The 23,321-nt window shown below is 53.9% G+C and carries 21 protein-coding genes; all 21 read right to left on the bottom strand.

Annotated elements, in window-relative coordinates; translation table 11 throughout:
- Positions 1-4 precede the first annotated feature (4 nt).
- The 21 genes from FHW71_RS09635 to FHW71_RS09535 all read right to left on the bottom strand — a co-directional run bounded on the left by FHW71_RS09635 (position 5) and on the right by FHW71_RS09535 (position 23,319).
- Positions 5-406, bottom strand: coding sequence for a hypothetical protein (locus tag FHW71_RS09635; RefSeq protein WP_179451671.1), 402 nt, complete (start codon positions 404-406; stop codon positions 5-7).
- The gene (locus FHW71_RS09630) at positions 391-1,710 is read right to left on the bottom strand and encodes a phosphatase PAP2/dual specificity phosphatase family protein (RefSeq protein ID WP_179451670.1); all 1,320 of its coding nucleotides are present in this window, start codon (positions 1,708-1,710) and stop codon (positions 391-393) included. The genes FHW71_RS09635 and FHW71_RS09630 overlap by 16 nt, the downstream gene beginning before the upstream one ends.
- A gap of 1 nt (position 1,711) precedes the next feature.
- The gene (locus FHW71_RS09625; RefSeq protein WP_179451669.1) at positions 1,712-3,466 is read right to left on the bottom strand and encodes a bifunctional alpha/beta hydrolase/class I SAM-dependent methyltransferase; all 1,755 of its coding nucleotides are present in this window, start codon (positions 3,464-3,466) and stop codon (positions 1,712-1,714) included.
- A complete protein-coding gene (locus FHW71_RS09620; RefSeq protein ID WP_179451668.1) occupies positions 3,463-4,095 on the bottom strand; it encodes a lysophospholipid acyltransferase family protein in 633 nt (210 codons plus the stop codon). Before FHW71_RS09620 ends, FHW71_RS09625 begins: the two co-directional genes overlap by 4 nt.
- A 9-nt stretch (positions 4,096-4,104) precedes the next feature.
- On the bottom strand, positions 4,105-5,034 hold the full coding sequence (locus tag FHW71_RS09615; RefSeq protein ID WP_179451667.1) for a phosphatidate cytidylyltransferase: 930 nt from the start codon (positions 5,032-5,034) through the stop codon (positions 4,105-4,107).
- Positions 5,027-5,629, bottom strand: coding sequence for a CDP-alcohol phosphatidyltransferase family protein (locus tag FHW71_RS09610; protein ID WP_179451666.1), 603 nt, complete (start codon positions 5,627-5,629; stop codon positions 5,027-5,029). The genes FHW71_RS09615 and FHW71_RS09610 overlap by 8 nt, the downstream gene beginning before the upstream one ends.
- 29 nt (positions 5,630-5,658) lie before the next feature.
- Positions 5,659-6,180: a type VI secretion system lipoprotein TssJ gene (tssJ, locus tag FHW71_RS09605; RefSeq protein WP_179451664.1), complete on the bottom strand. Its 522-nt coding sequence runs from the start codon at positions 6,178-6,180 to the stop codon at positions 5,659-5,661.
- The gene (locus tag FHW71_RS09600) at positions 6,177-9,512 is read right to left on the bottom strand and encodes an ImcF-related family protein (RefSeq protein WP_179451662.1); all 3,336 of its coding nucleotides are present in this window, start codon (positions 9,510-9,512) and stop codon (positions 6,177-6,179) included. Before FHW71_RS09600 ends, tssJ begins: the two co-directional genes overlap by 4 nt.
- Positions 9,493-10,629 (bottom strand): hypothetical protein, encoded by a 1,137-nt coding sequence (locus tag FHW71_RS09595; RefSeq protein ID WP_179451659.1) that lies wholly within the window; start codon positions 10,627-10,629, stop codon positions 9,493-9,495. The genes FHW71_RS09600 and FHW71_RS09595 overlap by 20 nt, the downstream gene beginning before the upstream one ends.
- Entirely contained in the window at positions 10,626-10,889 is a 264-nt protein-coding gene (locus tag FHW71_RS09590) for a PAAR domain-containing protein (RefSeq protein ID WP_179451657.1), read from the bottom strand. The genes FHW71_RS09595 and FHW71_RS09590 overlap by 4 nt, the downstream gene beginning before the upstream one ends.
- Positions 10,886-13,291 (bottom strand): DUF2235 domain-containing protein, encoded by a 2,406-nt coding sequence (locus tag FHW71_RS09585; protein ID WP_179451655.1) that lies wholly within the window; start codon positions 13,289-13,291, stop codon positions 10,886-10,888. Before FHW71_RS09585 ends, FHW71_RS09590 begins: the two co-directional genes overlap by 4 nt.
- Entirely contained in the window at positions 13,279-13,824 is a 546-nt protein-coding gene (locus tag FHW71_RS09580) for a DUF3304 domain-containing protein (protein ID WP_179451653.1), read from the bottom strand. Before FHW71_RS09580 ends, FHW71_RS09585 begins: the two co-directional genes overlap by 13 nt.
- Entirely contained in the window at positions 13,812-14,327 is a 516-nt protein-coding gene (locus FHW71_RS09575) for a DUF3304 domain-containing protein (RefSeq protein WP_179451651.1), read from the bottom strand. Before FHW71_RS09575 ends, FHW71_RS09580 begins: the two co-directional genes overlap by 13 nt.
- Positions 14,324-15,076, bottom strand: coding sequence for a DUF4123 domain-containing protein (locus FHW71_RS09570; protein ID WP_179451649.1), 753 nt, complete (start codon positions 15,074-15,076; stop codon positions 14,324-14,326). The genes FHW71_RS09575 and FHW71_RS09570 overlap by 4 nt, the downstream gene beginning before the upstream one ends.
- Before the next feature lie 2 nt (positions 15,077-15,078).
- On the bottom strand, positions 15,079-17,463 hold the full coding sequence (gene vgrG / locus FHW71_RS09565) for a type VI secretion system Vgr family protein (RefSeq protein WP_179451647.1): 2,385 nt from the start codon (positions 17,461-17,463) through the stop codon (positions 15,079-15,081).
- 36 nt (positions 17,464-17,499) lie between these two features.
- A complete protein-coding gene (tssL, locus tag FHW71_RS09560; RefSeq protein WP_179451645.1) occupies positions 17,500-18,156 on the bottom strand; it encodes a type VI secretion system protein TssL, short form in 657 nt (218 codons plus the stop codon).
- Positions 18,157-18,712: 556 nt separating this feature from the next.
- Entirely contained in the window at positions 18,713-19,180 is a 468-nt protein-coding gene (locus FHW71_RS09555; protein WP_008103765.1) for a hypothetical protein, read from the bottom strand.
- A 220-nt stretch (positions 19,181-19,400) separates the two neighbouring features.
- Positions 19,401-20,345 carry an HpcH/HpaI aldolase/citrate lyase family protein gene (locus FHW71_RS09550; RefSeq protein WP_179451643.1) on the bottom strand — a complete coding sequence of 315 codons (945 nt, stop codon included), beginning with the start codon at positions 20,343-20,345 and terminating at the stop codon, positions 19,401-19,403.
- Positions 20,345-21,424 carry a cysteine protease StiP family protein gene (locus FHW71_RS09545; protein ID WP_179451641.1) on the bottom strand — a complete coding sequence of 360 codons (1,080 nt, stop codon included), beginning with the start codon at positions 21,422-21,424 and terminating at the stop codon, positions 20,345-20,347. Before FHW71_RS09545 ends, FHW71_RS09550 begins: the two co-directional genes overlap by 1 nt.
- The gene (locus FHW71_RS09540) at positions 21,414-22,199 is read right to left on the bottom strand and encodes a hypothetical protein (RefSeq protein ID WP_008103758.1); all 786 of its coding nucleotides are present in this window, start codon (positions 22,197-22,199) and stop codon (positions 21,414-21,416) included. Before FHW71_RS09540 ends, FHW71_RS09545 begins: the two co-directional genes overlap by 11 nt.
- Complete coding sequence (locus FHW71_RS09535) at positions 22,192-23,319, bottom strand: phosphoribosyltransferase domain-containing protein (RefSeq protein ID WP_179451639.1); 1,128 nt, start codon at positions 23,317-23,319, stop codon at positions 22,192-22,194. The genes FHW71_RS09540 and FHW71_RS09535 overlap by 8 nt, the downstream gene beginning before the upstream one ends.
- Positions 23,320-23,321 lie beyond the last annotated feature (2 nt).

Raw genomic sequence — 23,321 nt, 5'->3', positions numbered from 1 at the left:
TCACCTACTCAACCAGCGTAAGTGCCAGATAAATCACTGAGCAGAGTGAAACCAACCACAATACCAGCAGTGAGATCATTGCCCGGTAAAACATGACTCTTGTTCCGTGCAGGCGATCTGCCAGAGAACGCGGGCGGGCAAATTTTTTCGGCCACATCTGCGCCATGCCCCGGTCAAACTCAGCAAGGTCGTCTTCGTTGTTGAGCAAGGCGAAGAGCCGTTCATCAAGCCATAAACGCCAGCAGTAGTAGTGTGTGATGAAGAACAACAACATTAACGGCAGACTCAGCGCGGAGTAGAAAAGGCTGAGTATCAGCGCCAACGGTGGCAGTGTCAGCGCGGCAAAGTAGCGCCAGCTTGCCAGATGAATTTGCACAATTCGGTTGGTCATCATGATGTCAGACATGGCTGTTCCTTGCTGAATGCTTCCAGGATTTCAATGTGTGCAGGTGTGAGAACAATCTGCGGGCGTCGGGAATGGATGAGTTCAACGGCCTGAACGACAGAAGCTGCGTGCCTTTCTGCCAGCAGCCACGCCGCAATCACCGTGGCACTGCGCGATAAACCCAGCGCGCAGCAAACCAACACCTTGTCATTTTCCCGGTGCAGTTGCTGGAGCTGTCTTACTGCAGTGCGCAAATGCTCAATGTCTGGCACCAGCAGATCCATTAGCGGATAGGCCTGCCATCTCTGTGCGTTCCGGCTGCCTTTGTGTAATTCTGCGGTCAGGTCAAAAACAGCAATATCTTGCTGCGCCTTGTCCGGAAACCTGCCCAACGATACGCCAGCGGCAATCTCATTACTTTGCGCGGTATGCCGGGAAAACCAGCGGCGGGAAATCCTCGCGCCTATCAGATAGGGTAAAAGCAGCAGGCGTGCGGAGAGAGATAAGTTGCCGCAACTGCTTTTCTGGAATACCGTCACGCCCAATCCGGCATAGCCCGCAGCCACTGCCAGCAGCGCTATGGCAGGCCACAACAGCAAATAACCACAGGGAATCGCTGCGCCCGCCATTAAAAACAGCATTCCACCCAGGCAGTATTTTCTTGCGAGACGTCGCGCGTGCCAAGTGGGCCGCTGCCAGCGCCATTCTCCTCTAATCGGAATCAGGTAACTGATGATGATCGCGACCACAATCCCGCTAATTACATCGATAAAATGGTGCTGCCAGGTGGTTAGTACGGAGACAGCAATCAGCAGGAACCAACCGCCCGCAACGATTCTCACATTGCGATTTAGATGCAGGCGAAAGCGCAGCCAGAGCAGCCAGGTCAGAATAATGTGCAGCGAAGGCGCCTGGTTATAGGGTAAATCAAACTGTTCAAGCTGGCGGAACAACCAGCCGAAGGCACCCTGGGTTTCCGGGCGCGTGAAGGTAAACTTCAGCGGGAAAAGTAAAAACGCTGCACACGCCACCAGCGATGCTGCAAGCAGGCGATAGCCGTGACGCATCAGCTCTTGTCTTGATGTGCAGATGAACAGCGAAATACCGTAAAGCAGGTCGATGCTCCAGTAAGGCACGATAGTCCAGGGAACAAATGGAATCGAACGTTCCCAGGCAAACACCAGGCTTTCTACATCATCGCGGGTCGCGGTGTAGGTATTAACCTGCCCATAGCTGAGAAAAAACAGTGGCCCCAGCAACATAAGCCAGCAAAGCCCCTGTTTCCAGGGGCTAAAAGGGCGTTGTGTCAGCAACGATTCAGTCATGCTATTTTCTTACCGCCAGCGACACGGTAAAGATGCCAAACTCATCGATCAGCTGGTGGCACTTCTCAAATCCAGCGTCTTCGACCAGCGTATCCATCTCATTCTGGCTGCGCACGCGCATCAACCAGGGAATGCCGTTCTGGTGGCTGGTTAAGGTCCATGCGATGGTTTTCAACTGCGGATGCCACGGTTGCCCGGTATAAACCAGCACGCCGCCCGGCGGAATGGCTGCGGCTAACCCGGCCAACGATGTTTTGATTAATTGGTTGCTCGGGAACAGTTCATACAGGCCGGAGACAATGCCCAGCGTTGGCGCAGGCGCGAGTGTGGCGAGCGAGTCATAATCAAAGGCATTGCCTTTTTTAAACTGCGCGAGGTGGCCTAATTGACGCGCTTCAATCATCGCCTGGCCTTTCTCCACATTCAGATCGCTGTAATCTCGCAGCAAGATACTTTCAATTCCCGGCTGTTTCTCCAGCGCATCAAGAACGTAGCGGCCATGTCCCGCGGCAATATCGACCACGCGAACCGGCAAATTGTGCTCTTGCAGTTTTGCTACGGCCTGCGCAATCACCTGCTGGATATTTTCTTTGCGCATGCGAATGCCGCGCCAGCCAATGCTGTTGAGGTACTGCCGGTCGATGATGCGACCAACAATGCCGGTGCCTTCAGGCGTGTTGCGGTAGACGTAATCCAGCGTGCTGCCAGAGTCAAAACCGGTTTCATATCCCAGGCGCATGCCTTTAGACAGCCTGCCAATGGTTTTCATGCCAAAACTCAGTGAAGCGTAAGACATGCCTTGTAGTGAGCAGCGCTTAGGTGGTGCCTGCAACTCACGGTATGCATCAGCGCCCGGACTCCACTGATCTTCATTGCTGTAATCGAAGGTGTAAGGTGCAGCGTGGTAAAGCTGTTCGATAAACGGCTTCATTTTATCGAAGGCAAGCTGGCGATCCTTTTCTCCCAGCGTGTCGTGATAAAAACCGGGCAGAATATGCTGCTCTTTAATGGCGCTACGCAGAGCCTGATAGAACTTTTTCTGCGGTTGGGTGTGCACCACAAAATCATCGCCGGAAATCAGCAGCTGTGTTGGCACGGTGATGGCGGCAGAATCAGAAACAATGCGCTCCGCCGTTTTATACAGATCCAGCAGAATATTCACCGCAATCTGACGGGTGATGAGTTTATCCTGCTCAAAGCTGCTAATACGCTCTGGGTCGTGGCTGAGAAATTTCCCTTTGACGTAAGAGTTCACATAAAATAGACCGCGAATACGTTGCAGCAAACCTAAACCCGCGCGAGCGAAAGGCACATACAACTTCACCTTAAACGCTGGCGATGCCAGCACCATACCGCGGATTTTAGGCGCGTAGTCATGCACCCAGGTGGCAACCAACACCGCACCGACGCTTTGCGCAATCACAACAATGTCTTCAATGTTTACCTTTGCTTGTTCAGCGACAAAGCGAACAAATTCATCGACGTCCTGCACTGAGCGAGCCAGGCTTGGGCTGTAACCTCGCTCTCCCGGCGAATGTCCGTGTCCACGCGCATCCCAGGCGTAAAAATGGGCATCCGGCATCAGCAACTCATCGACAACATGCTGCAAACGACCTGAGTGCTCATGCCCGCGATGAAATAGCACAATCACTTTTTTGCTCTGCGCATCCTGCGCGGGCCAGTGGCGAAAATAGAGAGATTCACCGTCGCTGGTTGAAAAAGATCCTTCCTGAAATAAACGTCCTTCCTGGCTCATGATGATTTCCTTATGGCTTGCTGTTGTAATTCGACAAAACGATTTAATAACGCGCTTTTAAATTCAGCCTTGTTGTCCTGATAACGCAGCGGATCGTCGATATAAATATCGATAAAGAACGGCACCGGTATTTTTTGACCTTTACCCATTGAGCGATCCAGTCCGTGCATATAGACCGGAATGATGGGCACATCCGGGCACTGCTGGCTGAGATGCCACAGGCCAGATTTAATTTCTGACAGTTTCCCCGGCTCGCCGCGCGTGCCTTCCGGGAAAATAATCACGATTTTCTTTTCCGCCAGTGCATCGACGCAGGCCTGCAACGGATTAGCCTGATGCGCCCCGCGATATACCGGGATGATGCCAATCACCTTGAGCGCAAACCAACCCACCACTTTGTTTTTCAGGAAGTAATCAGCCGCAGCAACCGGCTGTACATTCACCAGCGTCGAAAGGGGAAACAGCGTGAACAGCGTCAGCACATCCAGATGGCTGTTATGGTTCGCCACAATCATCGCCGGGCCTGTTTTCGGTAGCTTCTTGCGGTTGGCAACGGCGACACCCAGCCAGATCCACACCACCGGATAAGCGATGCAAAGGGTAAAGATCCAGCGCAGCATTCGGTTCATGTGCGCCTCCTACACGTAGAAGTAGTAATAGAAGTGGAAGAACAGCGGCGCGGTGTAGATCAGTGAATCGAGTCGATCCAAAATGCCACCGTGTCCGGGCAGCAATTTGCCGGAATCCTTCACACCAAAATCGCGCTTGATCGCCGACATCACCACATCGCCGCAAAAGCCGCTTGCACCAATAATCAACCCAGCACCCAGCGAGTGGAGGTAACTCATCGGTGTAAGCAGTGGGCCAAGAATCACAGCCAGCAACATGGTGGTAAAGATGCCACCTAGTAGACCGGCCAGCGTCTTATTCGGGCTGACTTTGGGCGTCACTCGAATCCTGCCCAGCGATTTTCCCCACAGATACTGGGCAATATCATTCAGCTCAGTCAGTGCAACGAGGAAGAACACCAATAGCGCACCGGCACTGGCGTCGGCACCGGGTAAAGTCATCAGGTAGGCAACGTGGCTCAGAGCGAACACGGTGGTCATCATGCCCCAGTGCATCACCGATGCAGAGTGCAGAAAACCTTTGGTATCACCGGCAATCACCATGCGAGCCGGCAGGAACAGGAAGACGTAAACCGGGATAAAAATGATGAACATGCCGTACCAGGCCATGCCGGTCCAGAGATATTGCACCGGGATCGCGGCATACATCCACAGCAGCGGCATACTGTCAGAACGCCGCGTGGGTGCTAGCGTCAGATACTCTTTTAACGACAGGAAGCTGATGAAGCCGAAAAAGGTCAGCGCCAGCCACTTTGGCGACAGCATTGCTAACGAGAACAGGCAGATAATGACCCACCAGCTATTAACGCGCTGCTGCAACTCCACCCAGTTGCGTTGTGGGCGGCACTTTCTCAGCACAAAAATAATTAGCGTTGCCAGAATGAGAACGCCGAAGATACCGCCCAGGCAGTAATAAAGCACGTGTCTGGAATCAGCCATTTTTCGCCTCCATTGCATTGCGGCAGCGATTCAGGCTGGTCCAAAACAGCAACAGGGCGGCGATGGCAAACAGTGCGTCAGCGTAGCCGATATACTGCGGCCACAGCGCAATCACTAGGCCGAGAGCACCAAAGATAAATGCGCGGTCACTTTTGCCCAACGGACCACGGTAGCTACGGATGCCGTTCAGCGTCTGGCACATCACACCGCAAAATTCGCTCAGCCAGGAAAGTAGCACGACCATTACAACCAACCAGGGAGATATGCCTGTAACAAAGGCAAAAGCGAGGTAGAGTGCGGCGTCGGAGATAATGTCACCCACCTCGTTGAGCATCGCCCCGATGGTGGATTGCTGATTGAATTCCCTGGCTAACATGCCATCAATGGCGTTTAACGCCATGCGGAAAAACAGGAAAACGGGCAGGGTGATAAAAAAGCGCGGATCGGGAAAACACATCAACAATGCGCCCAGCACCACAGAGGTGAGCATGGCAAACAACGTTACCTGGTTCGCAGTGATACTCTGCGCATGTAACCTGACGACCAGCGGTCTTAATAAATTCTGAAACTTCGGTTTTATATCGTATAGCGTCACTTTGTGGCTCCTGCCGTTAAATTGAATAGTTACTTCAACAATTCCAAATTCAGGGTGTTATCCCTTACTTCAATCGTGCGCGGTGTGTCCGGATCAAGCTCCTCACGGCTCAGCACCCGTTTCCATGTGCCGCGCTCCCGGTCCGGCTGGCGAAACAAGCCCACGACCGCGACGAACTGAGCCTGTTTCTCCATTGGCATATCCAGGCTGACGCTTTGTCCCGGCATGACGCTGAGCTGCCGCTGCGCCACCAGACTCTCTTTCAGCACCAAATCTGGCTGTGCCAGCAGGCTGCTGTATTCGGCGTTATCGAAACTTTGACGCGTGCTGAGCTGCAAAATAATCAGGCGCAAGGGCATCGACTGCTGGGCATCGTCCTGATTAATCGCTGTACGTGCAGTGAAGGTCAGGTGCAGGGTGTTGACCTGGCGATAAAACACGGCATCTGCAATGCTCGCGGTTCCCTGTTTGGTTTTTTGCCAGGCTCCACAACTGCTCAGCAACATTGCCGAGAGGCAAATCAACAACATATGGGCGAAACGAACCCTCATTGTTCACCTCCCTGATACGCAACTTCACTCTGCGTAGCGGAAATAAATATCCGCGCAGGCATGCGGAATCCACGCAACTCGAGAAGCGCCAGCGGACCACTGCCAAGTTCTGTGCGAATCTGGTAGTTAAGCGCCAGCCCGTCCGGCGTCGGCCAGACAACACGGTAGATGTTGCTGCCCAGATCGGTGATACGGGCTTTATCCAGCAGGCGGATCAGGCCCCAGCTTCCAGGGTGATCGGCATAAATGCGGGTTCCGGTATGGGTGCTGCGCCAGGTCAGCGTGGTTTGCGGTTGCCAGCGGTTGTCAGGCCAGTTCAGCGTTTGCCAACTCTCTTCCTGGTTAAAATATTGCAGCTTCTGGCGATCCACCGTCAGCTCCGATTCCACTATGTCGCGGGAAGGTTTTGCCATCATCTGGAAATGCAGTTCCACATCTCCCCGGACAAATGCGGTGTTCGCGATGTGCGTCAGTTTATTAAGCGCGCTGAGAAAAGCAGGATCGAACGTCAGTCCCTGGCTGTTCATTGCATCCGGCACCCAGCGATCGCCTTCGAGCCGTAGCAGGCCACCGAGGCGACTGTTAACGAACTGCGCGATACGCCCGGTGTCGGTACGCATAAACTGCGCTAAATGCGGTAAGGAGACGTCGCTTTGCCGGTTGGCAAACGGGTAGCGGTCGGCAAACGATTGATCCCACGGCGTGACAACATCGTTCTGCCACTGGCTGTTAATGCTTTCAGCGGTGGGGCTGAGCACCTGCTCCCACGCCTGCACCATCGGTTCGACAAATACCGCCTGACCAAACCCGCTCCACTCCTGCCCGAGGCTGGCAGCAATCAGACTGCCGTAATCGCGGGTGTCAGTGAGATCAACGGCTTTGCCCTGAAACACCGTCAATGCTAACGACTGCATCATGGCCTGCGGATCCGGCGCGTTGGTTACCTGCTGCAGTCGCAGACGAACACGGGTGATACGTGTCAGGAATGTTTGCAGGCTGAGGCTATCTTTAGCCGCTGCGCCGGTATCGGTAAGTGCCAGCAAGGGGCCAAAAGCGTCATCCATTGGACCACTTGCACCTTGCGGTCTTGCGATGGCGTGGGTTTTGTCACTGCTGAGCAGATTCTTTGCAGAGCTCACCAGCGAATCGGTAAGATTACCGCCAGTTTGCCCCGTCCGGCCCTGCATATTCAGCGTGTTCATCAGCGCAATCAAAGGTGACTGGCGTATATCGGCCAGCAGGGTTAACTGTTCAATCGATTCCGACAGGCTCTCCGCCCGCTGCCATTGCAGGCTGTTGAGGAATTTCAGCCAGGCTCCGGCGTAATCGGAGAAATAGCGATCTGTCAGCCGCGCTTTCAGCGTTTCCGGAGAGAGATCATTGTTGCTGGCAGTTTTGTTATCGCTCAGCACCCAGTCGATTTCATCGCGACGCACTTTCGCCGCTTGCTCAATCGCCGGTTTTACGGCTTCTTCCCACGCTTTACGGGTAAAGACACCAGGCACGGTTTCATCGGTATTGAACAACCTGCTGCTGTCGGTGCCGCTGACCATCTCACTGAGCGTCATATCGGCATAATCACGGGACACCTGCTCGATGAGCTTTTGATAACGCGAAGTTTCCGCATTGCTGGCACCAATCTGACGCAGCAGCGCTGAGCGCATACTGCTGACCAGTCGCATATCCGGTTGTAACTGCCACTCTGGGTGCGCAGGCAGATTCGTCATCATAAAGGCCAGCATAGCGCCGCCATTGTTGCGCCAGCTTGCGTCCTGAACGCCATCACGCCGTAGCCAGACCTTCATTACCGTGGCGCTGAAAAACGCCGGATCGGATTGTTCGGGATGCGCCAGCATCAGGTACGCCTTGAGCAGGTCATACATGCTTTTGGCCTCACCGGCCCGCAGCGGGCTGTCGGGCGGCAGGTTACGCCAGCCGCTCATCAGCATAGTCAGGCGCTTGACGGATGCATCACGCAGCAGCGGCATTGCCGCCTGCTGCCATTGTTGCCACAGAGAATCCAACAGTGCGTCATTCTGGCTGAGGCCAAAACGCATATACCAGGGCGCACCATATTGCTGACGATGCTGCAGACGCTCGATCTCTTTCTGCAACTCGCGCAAAGCTGAAAGTTGCTGCTGCAGCGGCTGACGGGAATCTGTTGCGGTTGCGGCAAGCTGCTGATCTGCCTGTATAAGGCGAATATTGGCAATCCAGGAAAAAACCAGGCAGGCCATCCACATCATCAGCAGGCAGGAGCAGATCGTCAGCAACGTTTTCCGCCATGAAGCACCGTTGGTGACCGGCCGGCGCCAGCGTAGCGCTAATAAATCCAGCCAGGCTTTTCCCGGTTGCCAGGCATGACGCAATGAAGCGCTTCCGGTGGTCTCCGGCTGGCTGAGTACCACGCCAGCCAGCGGCAGCGCCCTTGCACCTGCGGAGAGCTGCGACAAGGTTTGTGTCAGGCGAGCAGATCCGCCGCTGCGCAGCACGTGCGCCAGTTCCAGTAAGAAACTGTGCTGGCGATTACGCTCAGTCTGCTGCATGCCGCGCTCAACCAACTTGTGCTCAAGATCATCGAGTGACTGACGGTAATCGTCCGCACTGTCGCCTTGCGCGATGGTGAATCCGATCCCCTGCGCGGTGGCGCTATGCAGAGAGGGTGCGTGAATTTCCCATAGCCACAGCGGGATATCCTGGCCCAACAGGCCGTAGCGCTTCTGCATCTGGCGAGCCGAGGTATCCAGCACATCCTGAGTCATTTCCGCTTCTGCGTTCACTATCCAGACCACCTCATCTGCCAGCTGGCGACGAATTTTACGCAACGCGCGCAGCTGCGCGGGTAGCGGATCTTCCTGCGGGCTGCCGTGCCAGAGCAGCAAGGTATTATGCCCCTCAAGCCAGTGCTGAGTTGTCAGGCCGGGGATACTCTGTTCAACCAGATGCTCATCGCCGACCACCAGCAGAATGCGCACCCGGCTACGCCAGCGCCACCGATACTGGTAGCGCATCTGGGTAATGATGTCCTGCACCCACTGATATTCTGCAGGACGCTGTTTCTGCGAATCTGCTGCGCCTGTTGCTTCACGCGCATTGAGTCGCACCAGCCCGCGCCAGGCGAGAATAAACAGTGGGCAAAACCACACCAGCGCCAGCCAGACCATCAATGACCAGAAAGCAATCTGGCGCGGCAGAGCCTCCGGTAGATCAATGCTGCTGCCTGCGAAGTAATAGAGCCCTGCGCCAGTCAGCACCAGCAGGGTTACGGCAAGCAAATAGGCACAAACCAGCCAGAACAACGAGTGCCGGGGATTAGTGCGGGAGGTTTCCACGGGGAATACAAACTCCTGTAATGTATTGAGATTCCATTTCTGCGGCGATCCAGCCGCAGGACTGGCCGTTGAGCGCCGAGAGCAGCGCCAGCGACCGTAACGTAAACGGTGTTATTTGCCCGGCATGGCCGAGCCATGGGGCAAGTACGTGATCCAGCGCGGACCAGCCGCCATCCAGCAACGCTTCCATGGCGGGGACATCTGCCGCGATCACCGTGTCTGGCGTCTCGCTCAATCCGGCATAACGAGAAAGCTGTGCGACGGCCAGAGCCGCCGTTTCACCCAACGCCGGTTGCCAGCACTCCGATCGATGCATCAACGCAGTCCCCTGCGCCGAGCAGAGCCAGGCAAAGGCGGCTTCTCCGGCAACCTGGGTGCCATCAGATAATCCTTCGCCGCTTCCGGCACACAGCAGCAAAGTCGGAGCTGTATTGGCGAGCAGATCGATAACGCTGTCTTTGCCATCAATTGCACTGAGTCGAATGGCTTCCTCTGGCAACTTCATGCCCGCTGCCAGTAGCGTTTCGCGAAAGGCGAGCAGACTTTGGTCATCACCGAGCCAACAGAGATGCGTGATCGGGCGTGTTTCACCTGACTGACGCACATGCGCCACCAGGCGATTGGCGAGATAAGCCGCCAGCATTTCTGGGCGATTGCGCGTGCTGTTTAGCACCAGCGGGCAACGCAACTCCGCGTAACCTGCTGCATTGATGCCCGGTTGTGGAGCGTCCGCTGGTTGCGACAACAGCGCCAGATGTTCCGACGCGTCGTCTCCAACTGGCGTCACCAGCAACACGGCTTCAACCGGCAAAGCCTGGCTACGCTGACGCCACCAGGCATCGAGCGCCAGCGAGGTTTCCGCATAGTGCGTGCGGCTGTTATCGCTAGATTGCAGCCATACCAGCCAGCGCAGCGTAACCGCCAGCAACCAGCACAGCAGCGGCAAGACCAGCGTCCAGAACCAGAAAAGCGGCGAACGGGTCGGCTTTCCCTCCGGCCACAACAGCATGGTGATCATCGCCGATATAAACAGCAGCACGGGCAGCGCCACCCACCAGCGCCGCCAGCGGGCCGGGTAAATAGTGGCGTAATCGGCATAAACCGGCGGTTGATTCATCCGCAGACATCCATATCCGGCAGGGAACTGACCAGCGTGCAACCGCAGGCACATTTATGCCCATCCAGCGCCACCGCTTTACCGTTTACGGTGCAGTTGGTTGCTCCCTGAATAATGGTGGTCATGCCGTGCTGATTGCATTTCGCTTTGTCATTTACGCAGGCCACCGGCTTGCCAAACGCGTCAAAGCTCCCGCTGAGCACTTCACCGCCGTAAGGTTTGAGCGTATCGCCAACGCGCACCAGTTTTTTAAGCGTCATACCACTCGCGCTCCCGAGGATTTCAGCATATCGATGGCAGAGGTCATCATGGCCTGGTGCTGTGATGCGAGCATTTGCTGGCTTGCAAGGGCGACTAATGTGCCCGGCTCGCGGGTGGGATTCAGCAACTGTGCTGTACCGTCCTGAAGTGGAATAGCTTTGCCAGTTGCATTGTCAATAACCGTCCAGAATGGAACAGGCTTATCTACCCTCGTGGTCGGGAGGATATTCTGCACTTCAGCGTTGCGCATGCTGCTGGCTGGATAGTAGAGCGCATTATTTTTAACGCGATAAGATGTTCCATCATGAGTAACAGGAACGCCTATCAACTGTTGGTGAATTGAGAACAAATACTGATCTTTATTGCTTTGGCTGCCGTAATAGATCGAGCGATAGAAAAAATAGCCGCCCCAGGGTTCACGTGTACCCAGCGCAGAGTGCATAAACCAGGCGCGCGAATCGTGAATCTGATCGTCAAACAGCGCGACCACCAGCGCTATCGTTGGATCGGGTGTGACTGTGCCCTGTTTCGAGGAGAAAAGACGCGGATAAAGCCTTTCACCATCCTGCTTTATATTCCGCTGCTGCGTGATCTCATCATCAGTGTTAATCAGCCAGACAATGCCTTTGGGGATTTGGTTAAGAACAAATTCACTCCAGCTTTGCGGCCTTATCTTATTCAGGTAGTCATTTTTAAATTCGTCTGCGGCTTCCTGAAGCTGTTGTTTATCTATCAGTGGTTCAAATTCAGGCGGGCCCGCCTGATTAAGCATCTTTCCAGCGTCTTTAAGCGCAGGGTTCAATTTTGCCGCTTTGCGTAAGTATTCAATCTTTTGCGCCTTTTCCTCACGCGCCTTTTTTGTCTGCTCCAGCATTTCTTTCGAATGCTGTTTAGCATCAAGATAAAAAGGTTGGCTGGCATAGCTGCCGTTAGCATAGCGACCAATGCGCCATGCGGTGATCAAGCCAATTTGATCGGCAACGGCGTCATCCAGTGATTGCGAAAGAAGATGTGGGATATAACCATCATCAATAGTGCATTGCTGGTCGAGGCTGGTCTGATCTTTTTCAGACAGAATGGTTTGTCGCCAGGCATTGAAGCGCTTGACCAGGGATTTATTTATATCGAATTCCTGGAAGGTGGAAGAGGGCATTACCCTTGACGGTTTCATTAAACGTAATTCGTCAGGTATTGAGTTTTCCATCACCGTCAGAGGTGCACCTGCTGCAAATGCAGCAGCATAGAGATCATGCAGAATAATCTGCGACAACAGATTTCCCGGGTAGTTGGGGTCATCACTCTGTCCGCCCACCAGCCCTTTTCCCTGGTCGCCCGGCGGATAGCCGCCGCCGATATCCGAATGCATTCCGGGGTAGATGACCTCCTGGGTGGCTGGTGGGTAGCCACCGCCCGGGCGGCATACCGAGTCGAGCGGAAAGCACAGGCGCTGCTCATGGGCCGCAACAAAATGGCGGCAGCATTTAATTAAATGAGGAAAACGTTTTTCATTAGGCAGCAACTGCGTATTGTTGGCCCATCCCATATGCCCATCGACCAGAGGTGCAATATGGGCAATCCCCACGGATGGCACAGTATCCAGCAGACCTAAGAATTCAATGCTTAAAGGGATGCCGAGTATTGATTGTTCCGGTTTATTTGCACCTTTTGGGATTTCAAATAGACCTGTTAGCCAGTTCACGAAAGTACGTGCCTCTGCCGCACCACGAGAAAAACCGTAGATAAATAGTTTTATCTTAAGCAGCTTAGGTTTGGCTGTAGCAACCTTCGCCTTCATTTCTGCATTCAAGAATGAATAGAATGCAGCTTTCCGACTTTCAGGATTATCAAACGGCCAGTCGGCTGCCATTCGTGAGATTTTGCTCTTTGCAGATGCGACGGATATGCGTTTTTGCCCTTTTGTTAAGGCATGCATAACAGCATCAGCGAGCATCAATAAAGCCCAGTTAATTCTGGCTTCGCCACCAGTGGCATAGGCCAATCCAGCCCCACTGTAATTCAATTCACCGATTTCAGGGAATGCTGTTCCGACCCCAGGCATGTAGTAGCGATAGTACCCATCATTCTCAGCAGCTTTGTCATAAGTAGCATGATAAAGCTTGGCAATATTTGTCGGATGTGTGGGGTTAGAGTGATTGGTATCGTTATCTTCGTTATTACCCGTTCCATCAAAGAAGAAACTAATATGTAGGCTTTGCGAGCAAGTAAACCCCGCGCCGTTACGTCGCTCAGTTTGTGCATTAAATTGTTGCAGATACTGCTCTTCCTCTCGCTTTTGCTGCAAATAATTTTTGATTACCGCTTTATAGGTAACCGAAAGACGTCCGTTTTCCGGTAAATGCGGTGGAGCCCAGACATTTACTCTGGTTTTTATTTGGGACATGTTGCTGGCTCCTTCATATCCGTTGGTTCTTTAATCGGGTAAGTATCCGCACCGTAGCTAGCGATACCGGCGTAAACCTTCACCTGCTGGCAGGGTAGAAAATGCACGGTGATGCCTGCACTTTCATCATATTCAGGAATAGGCACATCAGCGCTGTACTGACGATATTTCGCTTTATGCAGAGCGTAAGCATTTTGGTCATATCCGGCCCCCTCTTTTCTCATGGGAATTTTTTCATGAGGATTAGGATCAATTTCCCACTCAATATGAACCACTAATCCTGGCCGCCATTTATCTGGGATCATGACACAACAATATCCTCCACCAGTGCCAGGCACGCGATAACCATCAACGGAGAACCAATTAATACTTTGTCCGGCAACATGGTTAATTGCCCCTAAGTTCCCACCGCTATATTCATTAGCTCCTGATTGATCGCATCCAGCCAGGATAAGCAGGCTGCTGAGCGCCGCGAACTGTGTATGAAGACGGAGCCAACGCAACGCAACGTGTAATAAGTTTATTTGGGACATGTTGCTGGCTCCTGCATATCTATGGGCTCTTTAATTGGATAATCGGGTAAAGACGGCGACAGGCATGAGGCCGTCACTTTTACCTGCTGGCAAGTCAAAAAGTGTACAGTTAAACCACATGCATCGTCGTATTCAGGAATGGGCACATCAGCACTATATCGACGGTATTTGGCTTCATGCTGTGCCAAAGCTTTTGGTTCAAAACCCACGCCTTCTTTTAATCGCGGAATTTTCTCACGAGGATTGGGATCGATTTCCCACTCAATATGAGCGGTCAGGTTTGGACGCCATTTATTTGGCAGCATAATGCAGCAATAACCGCCACCCGTTCCGGGTACGCGATAGTCATTTACCTTGAACCAATTAATACTTTGTCCGGGAACATGGTTAATTGCCCCTAAGTTCCCACCGCTATATTCATTAGCTCTTGATTGATCACAACCAGCTAAAATAACCACGGCACTGAAAATAATTGTTTTTAACAGCTTGGTTATATCACTCATTGTCGATGCTCCGTGAATGCCAATAGATCTCCCAGACACCCAGCCTGACTTGCCTGTAGTGCTATCTGCAGGCATCGTGCATATTTCACTTCTTTTGAGGAACATGGTTCGCTGGTTTTCAACATCAGCGCCTCGGCATCACTAATACATCCCATCAGTTCAACCTGCGCATCACTAATGCGGTTCATCTCTGGCGCATCAGCAAGTTGTCGACCCGGGTTCCAGGTACCGGTTTTCCACACCACCTCGTCATCACGATCCCGCCAGCTCCAGAACAGCGCAATATCGGTGAAAGCCGCCTGCTGCTCTGGCGTCAGGACATGCTCAAGTAACGAGGGGAATACGCGATTGTCGTAGTAGCGCAGCAAACCGGTTTGCTCTTCCCAGTGAACCTGTGACAGTGCCTGCAAATGGCTACTCAGCAGGTCGAATGCCAGTGGCGATATCAGCAAGGTCAACCGCGGCGTCCAGGAAAAGTGATCCACCAGCTGTTCCAGCCAGCGCTGGTGGTTGCTGATGCTAAAATGCAATCGCATCACTAGCGGTGAATATTCTGGCGTTGCCGCTTCCGGCGTATTTGCAAACAGCTCAAACCAGCGTAATGGTGGGTTAATCTGGTTCAGTGCCTGCTGCAGCGGCTGTGCTGTGCCCGCCTGATCAACCAGCACATCGAGATAATCCTGTCCGGCAGCAGTGCAAAGCGCGGTGGCCTGTTTCAACCATGCTGCGCCATTATTCATGTCCGTCATGGTTATCCCCTTGGCGCGAAAGCAAGCGCGGCTTCCTGCGCCTTTTTCAGGCACTCTTTGCACACGGATTTAGGCAGATCCGGCAGCGCTGTTTCTTCGCTGGCAGGAGAATTCCAGGCATGGACGCCACGGATGCTGGTTTTACCCGGTGAATGAATTTGGATATCACCCTGCGGCGTAATCCTGATGGTTGCGCCGCCGCAACCCAGCACAATGCCGTTTTTCGCGGTCAGGCGCAGTTCACCCTGAACGGTTTGCACGCTGATATCTTTCATCGCCGTCAGTCCCAGGGTATCGCCGTGCGATTCCACCGTCAGCGGACCTTGCCCCGATACCATGCGAATCCCTTCCTGTTGTGACAACAAAGAAATCGCCTGGCTGGCGTTGACCTGAATGCGTTTGCCACTGGCAATGCTGGTTTCCATCTGGCTTTGCAGATGCAGAGTGCTGCCTGAGTTGAGCAGAATGCTTTTAGGGCTAACAACGCCAATCCCTTCCGGTGCACTCAGCAACATGACAGGGGATTTAAGCTGGTCGACGGCGGCCAGATAAGCTCTGAGATGCGTGGCATCAGGCTGGAGATTATGGTGAGACTGAGTGATCGACTGCCAGTCGCTCATCTGGCTGATCGCACCTTTGACCAGGCTTACTGCCGATGTCATTTCCAGTACCGGTCCGGTTGCAGAGGTCTGCGCATCTGCCGTCAGGAAAAGGCCCTTACCGGCTCGCAGCGTACCGGTGCTGTCTGTACGCAGCTCAAACCCTTCACCGCGCTTGCTACGTGAACTGTCGACGATATGTCCGAGTGAGAGTTGGCTCTTACCGCCAAACTCCGTCGACAGTTTGACATGCTCATATCCACGACGATCCTCAAATCGGAGTTTGTTATTCGCCGGAGTTCTCAGCACATTGCGTTGATAGTTATAGAGATTGACATGATCTTCATGACGAGAGTTATGTACCGAGCACAGAATATAAGGCCTGTCAGGATCGCCGTTGGTGAAGGCAATCATCACCTGCGTTCCGGCTATCAGCGGAAAGTGCCAGCCATAGACATTGCCTGCATAAGGCTTCGCCAGCCGCACCGGTACGCTTTCAAAACCAGACTGCCAGGATTCGTTCAGATCGAACTGAAAGCGCACCCGATAACGGCCATGTTCATCAAGTTCTGCATATTGCGCATTTTCTACCGGGCTGGTGACGCGAGCCAGCAGCGTGCCTGCAATGTGCGGCCAGCTTTTCAACGGTGGGCGATAAGTGCTTTGTGAGCGAACGGGCACGGCGGTAAAGCGAATTACATAGGCGGTATCGCGCGAAATACGGTTTGATGAGGTAGACACCACCAGCAGGCCATCCGGCGCATCCGGCCACTCTTTACCCTGTGGGGAGATCACCATGCCCGGACGGATATCCATGCCGTTGCTCATACCGTCGAAAGTGACCTGCTCGGTTATCAGGCGTTCCTGACGGCGTTTGACAAACCACTGTCCCTGTTCCGGCAGAGCCCGGTACTCCTTGCCCAGCGACTGATAGTTTTCACCGTAGCGATACAGCTCTCCCGTAAGCGCAGGTTTATCAGGATCGGTTTCCGCCCGCGCCTGCATGTCATTTTGCGCATTGCGATAATACTCATCATTAAGCCGTGTGCTGGCGGCAACGGATTGGCGATTAACTGAAATATTCCAGAGTGATTCCTGGCCGCCATCAAATAACCCTGACGGATGGCGAAAGACGATGCTTTGCTCAGCTCCATAAGCCTGCGCGCTGTCACCCAGTACCAGCACATCACGGTGGTTTTCTTCATCCCAGGTGAAGTAATAAAAGACACCAATGCGCGTTAGATGACGCTCAATAAAGGTGAGATCGCTCTCCGCATATGAGATATAGAAATCGCGAATTGGATACTGCGTATTCAGGCGAAAGTGATAATCCAGCGAGGAATATTCCCAGCGTTTAAGGATATCCTCTACTGCACCCGGTACGCTTTTATGCTGGTAAACGGCATAGGTCAGGCTGTTTTTTAGCAGCGCAAGGCGCGATTCCAGCGTTACCACATAACGTGTTTCGTCAGCAGAGGATTCACACTGCTGGAAAGCGGTAACTACACCGCGCAAAATGCGGGGTTCCACTGACTGCCAGGGTTGGCCATCAGGATAAAACAATAGCTGGGCCGTGCTGTTAATCAGAATATCGGCGGGAATATCGCGTGTAGCGCTGGTGAGTTCAATGCTGTACTTCCACGGCGAATTCAATGCCTCTTCACCGCTAAAACGCAGCACCGACAACAGGATATCGGGACGCTGACTTTTCAGCATCTGGATGCTCAGTTGATAGTGGTTATATACCGGCGTCTTGCCGCCCGTAATAACAAAATCCTTTTTGCCCATTTACAGATTCCTTCCTGAAATTTGTTTGCCCGAAGCCTACCCTTTGACTAACAGATATTGCAGATGACCATTCATGATGAAAGTGGCGACGATAACGGCAACCAGCACACCGCTGCGAATCAACCAGGGAGAACGCTGCCAGAAAAATATTTTATGTTTTGAACGCTGGATAATTACCGCTGTGTCGGCAGATCCAATCTGCTGCGGTAACCGCGCTTTTAGCTGCTGCATCAGCGATTGGCGCTCCTCAATATCTTCCGTTCGGTATTTTCCGGCATACCCAAAAATCAACATTCTGTAGTAGCAGCTAATGGCGGCTTCAGCTGTTGCAGGTTCAAGAAGCAGTTTTTGGATGCGTTCGTAGAAATGCTCACCACCATTGAGGTGCCCGACAAAGTGCCCCTGCAAAGGTGTGCGTTTCCACCAGGCAGAGATATCAGTTTCCGGAATGGTCATGATCAGTTCGTCGAGAAACACGCAGTGCGCAAATTTGATTTCTTCGCAGAGAGAGGCTGGTGCTCCCGCTGTAGTGAGTTGATCCTGAACCTGATGAATCATATTGAAGCAACGCTGGTAGAGCGCATCATCAATTGTGATCGATTGCCCATTGCGGACCGCGAGCGCCAATAGCCAGGTATTCTGCATCAGCGCATCGAGAGTATTGGCTGTGATGTTATGTTGTGAAAACGTCATGGGTACCTTCCTGGTAACGCCTGAACATTGTTAATCCATTAACCCAATTACCGATTTCAATTGGGGAGTTGTTGTTGCTCACGCTGCTTACTTAGCCGAGCAAATGTGGACTATCTGACCTAAAAAAGCGGCCTCTACCTATCAACGGCACTGATGATATTACATTGAGTGATAGTTGATCAAACTAACAATTTGAGTTTATGAAACAGGATTCCAATTTTCTACCAGTTTTTACACTCGATATTAAAAAGAGTTTTAACGCGATTCGGTTATTGCGAATTTTTATTTTAAGCATTGATTTATTTATAATTAATAACGAAGGGATGCTGCTTTGTGTTAGTTATCATGTGGTGCGATGATGTGAATGCTAATGATGAAAATAACGATCGATGAAACGTGATTACGCTAACAGTTTTGGGAGGTTAGGGGACAATATCCAGGTCGATGAGGTCCATTAATCATTTAAGGGGGTAGGTTTGCATCGCTGAAGTTAGTTGGAGGTCATTGCGCTAAAAAGCGCTATTAGCCAACTGGTGAAGTATTGCTGTCGTTTGAACTAATTCTTTTTAAGCATCAACCTCTCAATCAACTCATCCAGCCCGCTCTCAACCAGCATCTCCACCGCATCACTTCTTGTCGTTTCACTCAATCGCACAACCTGATCAATCTTCCTTAAAACAGACATACGCAACGACAGCGATACCGCTTTCTTTTTCTCTTTATCCAGAAATACCCGGCTGACGGTTTCACTCTGTTGCAGTTCGGCATTGAGTTTGAGCGCTTCATTAATATGACGCAGGCTTTTCTTATCGAGTTTGCCGGGTTCGGTAAGTTGGTAGCAGTGGGTGAGGCGGCTGTATTTGATCTCCGCAGACCAGGATTCACGTAGCTCTTTTAGTGCGCGCGTCAGCGTGGGTTCGGAGCAGTCGAGCGAGGCGAGAATGCGGCTGGAGGCTACCGGTTTGCCGCTGCTGAGCAGTGAGGCGAGCATGAATACGCGTGTCTGTCGGGTACTGAGTTGCATGGTCGATTGAGGCCTGCGTTAGTGGTCAATGGTCGGTATCGCCCTCCTGGCAAACGGTTTTCGACAGTATCAGAGGGTATTTAAATATCAGGTAAATAGGGTCCGAAAATTCTTACGTCTGGTTTTTAGTTTGGTGGTAAAGCGGTGGGCATTAATGCCCACCCTACGACGGCGTGAAGCGGTGCGGTCGGTTTATAGGGGCAATGGCGCGGATTGTCATTTAGGTTACCAGCATCAATGCGCCGTCTGAGCGGGTATCCGGTGCGATGCCATATTCCTGCGCGCGGGCCAGGATGGCGGCGGCCCAGCGGCGATGCGTTGCCGGTTCGCACATCGCGCCCTGCGATTTAAATACTGCCTGGCTTGAGTTGAGGATGCGGAAGGCATCCGCCTGATCGCTGGCGGAAACCATCAGCATGTCCTGAATCTTGCCGATCTGGCTCGGGTGAATGGCGGTTTTGCCCACTAAGCCGTGCGCGATATCCAGCGCCAGTTCCTGATCCATAATCTGCTGATCGTCGATGTGCTCGCACACCGGAGCAGTTAGCGCAAAATCGCGCGACGCGAATACCGCCACCAGCATTTTGATGGTGTAACCCATCGGGCTGTCATAGAGCGTGAAGTGGCGCGAGCGGCGCAGTGACAGCACATTCATCAAATCGTTACCGCCGATGCGCAAGGCGATCACGCGCTCGCGGCAAGCATGGTTTTGCAGCGTGAGGGCCAGCTCGCGCATCGCCACCACGTCGAATACCTCTTCGGTTTCCAGCGTCGGCATCATGCACAGATGGCTCGGTTCGAGAATCTGCCACCACAACGGCAAAGAATCGGCGGTGAATTTCGGCAACACGTAACCGTCTATCGCGCTGAGGTTAAGGTTTTCCACCAGCCACGCGCCCATCTCGCTGTTACGCGGACGGATAAACACCAGCGGCCACTGCACGTTGCCATTGGCGCGCTGTTCGGCATTCAACACCTGCAGGATTTGCTGGAGATTGTGTAGCGCCTGCGGCAAATCCGCATCACTGACCGCATCTTCCAGGCAGATCACCAGTGAGCGCAGGCCACTGATTTTATTGTGCAGAATGGCATCGACGATATCGTTGCGCACCGCCGGCATATACAGCGTTGCGCCCAAACGCCATGGAGAGAGACGGCCGTTCATCACAGCACCTTTTTGATTATCGTCACGGCGCGGTATTGCCCAAGATCGGCTCCCGCTTCTGTGATGGTCAGCCCTTTTTGTTGGGCAAGATAGACCAGCAGCGCCACGTCGGGATCGTTCATCGAACGCACCAGCACCTGATCCGGCACGCGACGCAGCACGGCGCGCGTGGCTTCGGCGATGCCCGGCTTGATGCGGTTGATGCTGTTCACCTGATAACGTGCCGCCAGCATGGCGATCACCGCTTCACTTTGCGCCACAAGTTGTTGTTGATGTTGTGGATCCTGCAGGCAAGCGGGCAGGGCGCTGATGTCCAGCGAACGCGCGTATTCCGCCACGGTGTTCACCAGTTGCTGGCTGCAATCGTATTGCGCCAGATGGTCGCACTGCACGCAGCCGTGCAGGCCTTCTTCCGACCACAACGAGCGCGAGATCAAGCCCGACACCGGCGCGCCCATAATACCAAACGGGATCAGCCAGTCATCATCGCTGGCCGAAAGCCACGCCTTGCCGCAAGGATCGGCCAGTACCACCAAGCGCGGTTGCGCCGGATAGCCGGGACGATGTTCGAGGCTGCGGATCAGCTCGCCGGTGATGGCGCCTTTGCCGGTCCAGCCATCAACGAACACAATGCCTGCGGTGCCGTGGCGCGCTTCGATGATCTCCAGCGCGGCCTGATCAATCCCGCGATCGCGGATGATGCTGATGCCGTAATGGTAGGATTCGCGGCCCATCGCGCGCAGCGCCTGTTGCAGCATCACGCCGAGCGGCACGCCCGCGCGCACCAGGCTTGCGAGCACAATCGGCGTGTCACCAAACTGGTGTGCCAGCGTGCGTGCCAGCATGGTGACTTCTTTCGCCAGGCGTCCGGCACCTTCGTCAAGCGCGCGGGAAAACAACTCAAGGTGCCAGCGCGTCGGTTCCGGTTCCTGGCTCAACATCTCGGAATAGTGGCGCGCGCCGGATTGGATCAGCTGCTCTTTTTGCTCCACCGGCGTCATGTCGATCTCGACGGGCTTGAGCAGGAATTCGACGTCGCCGGCTTGGTACGATCCAGAGAAAGGCAAATTATTCACCATCTGATTGTTCTCCGAATATGGATTGGTTGATGCGTTCGGCAAACTGGCTTTGACGCGGAATGCCGTACCAGCTGCACAGCTTCATAAAGCGGTGATCGCTGAGGCTGTCGCCGAGGCCGATCACCGGGAAGACGCCGCGCTCGCTGCGCAGTTTTTCCAGCAGGTAGCTGACGGCTAAGCCTTTTTCCACCACGTTCGGCAGCCAGGCGACGTTGTTGCTGTTGCGATGGATGTAATAGCCGGCGGTGGGGAAGCGTTGCTCGATTTCATCGGCGATGGCGTAAAGCTCCTCGAGGCGCGTGCTGTCGCGGTGCTTCATCACCAGATAGATCGGCGTTACGCCATATTCATAGTTGATGCGCGCCCAGCCGTTGATGTCGCGCTCTGCCATCAGATCGGTGATCGCCTGCTGCATCGAGAGCAGCGCCGGGCCGTACGGCGTCAGTTTTTCCAGCATGTGCGCGCGCCATGCGGCATCTTCCTCACCTTGCGGATTGAGGATCACCGCGCCGTGCGTGGTCACCGCCCATGAACGGAATGGGATCTGCACGCGCGCGATCTCTTCGGTGCCGCGTGCGGTGACCGGGATCAAATCGGCCTGCTCGATCATCCAGTCGACCAGCATCGACTGCTCTTCGGTCATAAAGCTGCGCGGCTGCAGGCTGAGATCGAGCGCGCCGGTGCGGAAAGGCTCAAGATCTAGCTCGTCCACCATTTTGCGGCGCGTCTGAAATAGCGTGTCGTCGAGGTCGGAAAAAATCACCGGTTTATTCATAGCTGATCACTTCCACCTGTGGCGCAACCTTGGCCAGTGCCGTGGTTAACAGCGGATCCACGCTGTCGACCGACGTTTCGATGCACAGCAAAATGCGGTCAAACTGCTGATGTGCCACGTTGTAAACGAAATTGGCGATGCCGAGACCGTAGTTATCGCCAAAGGCGATAGCCGATTCGATGGCAAATCCGGTGGCGATCGGCGATCGCGTGGTGGAGCTGTATTTCACCTCAGCGCCTTGTGCTGCCAGACGTTCGGCCAGCAAGAAGGGTTCCCAAACAAATTCGCTACTGCCGAGCACGAGGATTTTTTCTCCCGGCTGCGCCTGAATCGCACGGCCAAGATCGCCCGCTGGCGTTTCCATGCCGAGTCGGCCCCAGCTTTGTTTGCCGGTTATTGGCACGGTGGCGGCATCGTTAAGCGCCACCGCTGGCATCGGCGGTAGCGCGGCGTCAGGATCCTGCTGCCAGTGCCAGTCGCCTTGCACCAACGATACGGTGCGTACCGGCACCGGACAGCGCGCGGCTAACGCATCGCCGCTCCAGTCGGTGAGCGTGACGGCGATAACCTGCTCGATCTGCTTTAAGCCGCCGTCGTTGCGCAGCGCTTCGAGCAGGTTAATAAAGGTGTTGCCGGTGGTAGCTTCGTCATCAATCATCACCAGCGTGCGCGCGTTGAGCACGCGCTGGCGCAACTGCGTATCGTCGGGCAGATAGATAAGGTGATCGGTGGCGTGGCTGTGATTCTCTTTGAACTCGCACAGCAAATCCGCCTGCTGCGGATGGCGCGTCGAGGTGAGATACACCGGTTCGCTCACGCGCTGGCGCACTTCATCAAATACGCCTGCGCCCAGACCAACGGCGGTTTCCGCCATGCCGATAAACAGCACCGGACCGTCAGAAAGCGGCGGGAACTGCTCCGCCAGCTGGCAATAAACGGCGCGCATTTTCTCCGGCGCGACCGGAATATGGCGGCCAAGCACTTTACTGACGAACAGAAAAGCGCGCTTGGGATTGCGGCGTTCGGCGATCTCAAACAGATCGTCGATGGCGTTGATGCCGCCGGTCGGTGTGACGCTCAGCGTGCCGCATGAAAGCGTCCTGCTCCAAAGTGTGGTCATGG

The organism is Enterobacter sp. Sphag1F (assembly GCF_014193275.1).
GTDB classification, from domain to species: domain Bacteria; phylum Pseudomonadota; class Gammaproteobacteria; order Enterobacterales; family Enterobacteriaceae; genus Pantoea; species Pantoea symbiotica.
This window is presented reverse-complemented; position numbering and strand designations above follow the sequence as displayed.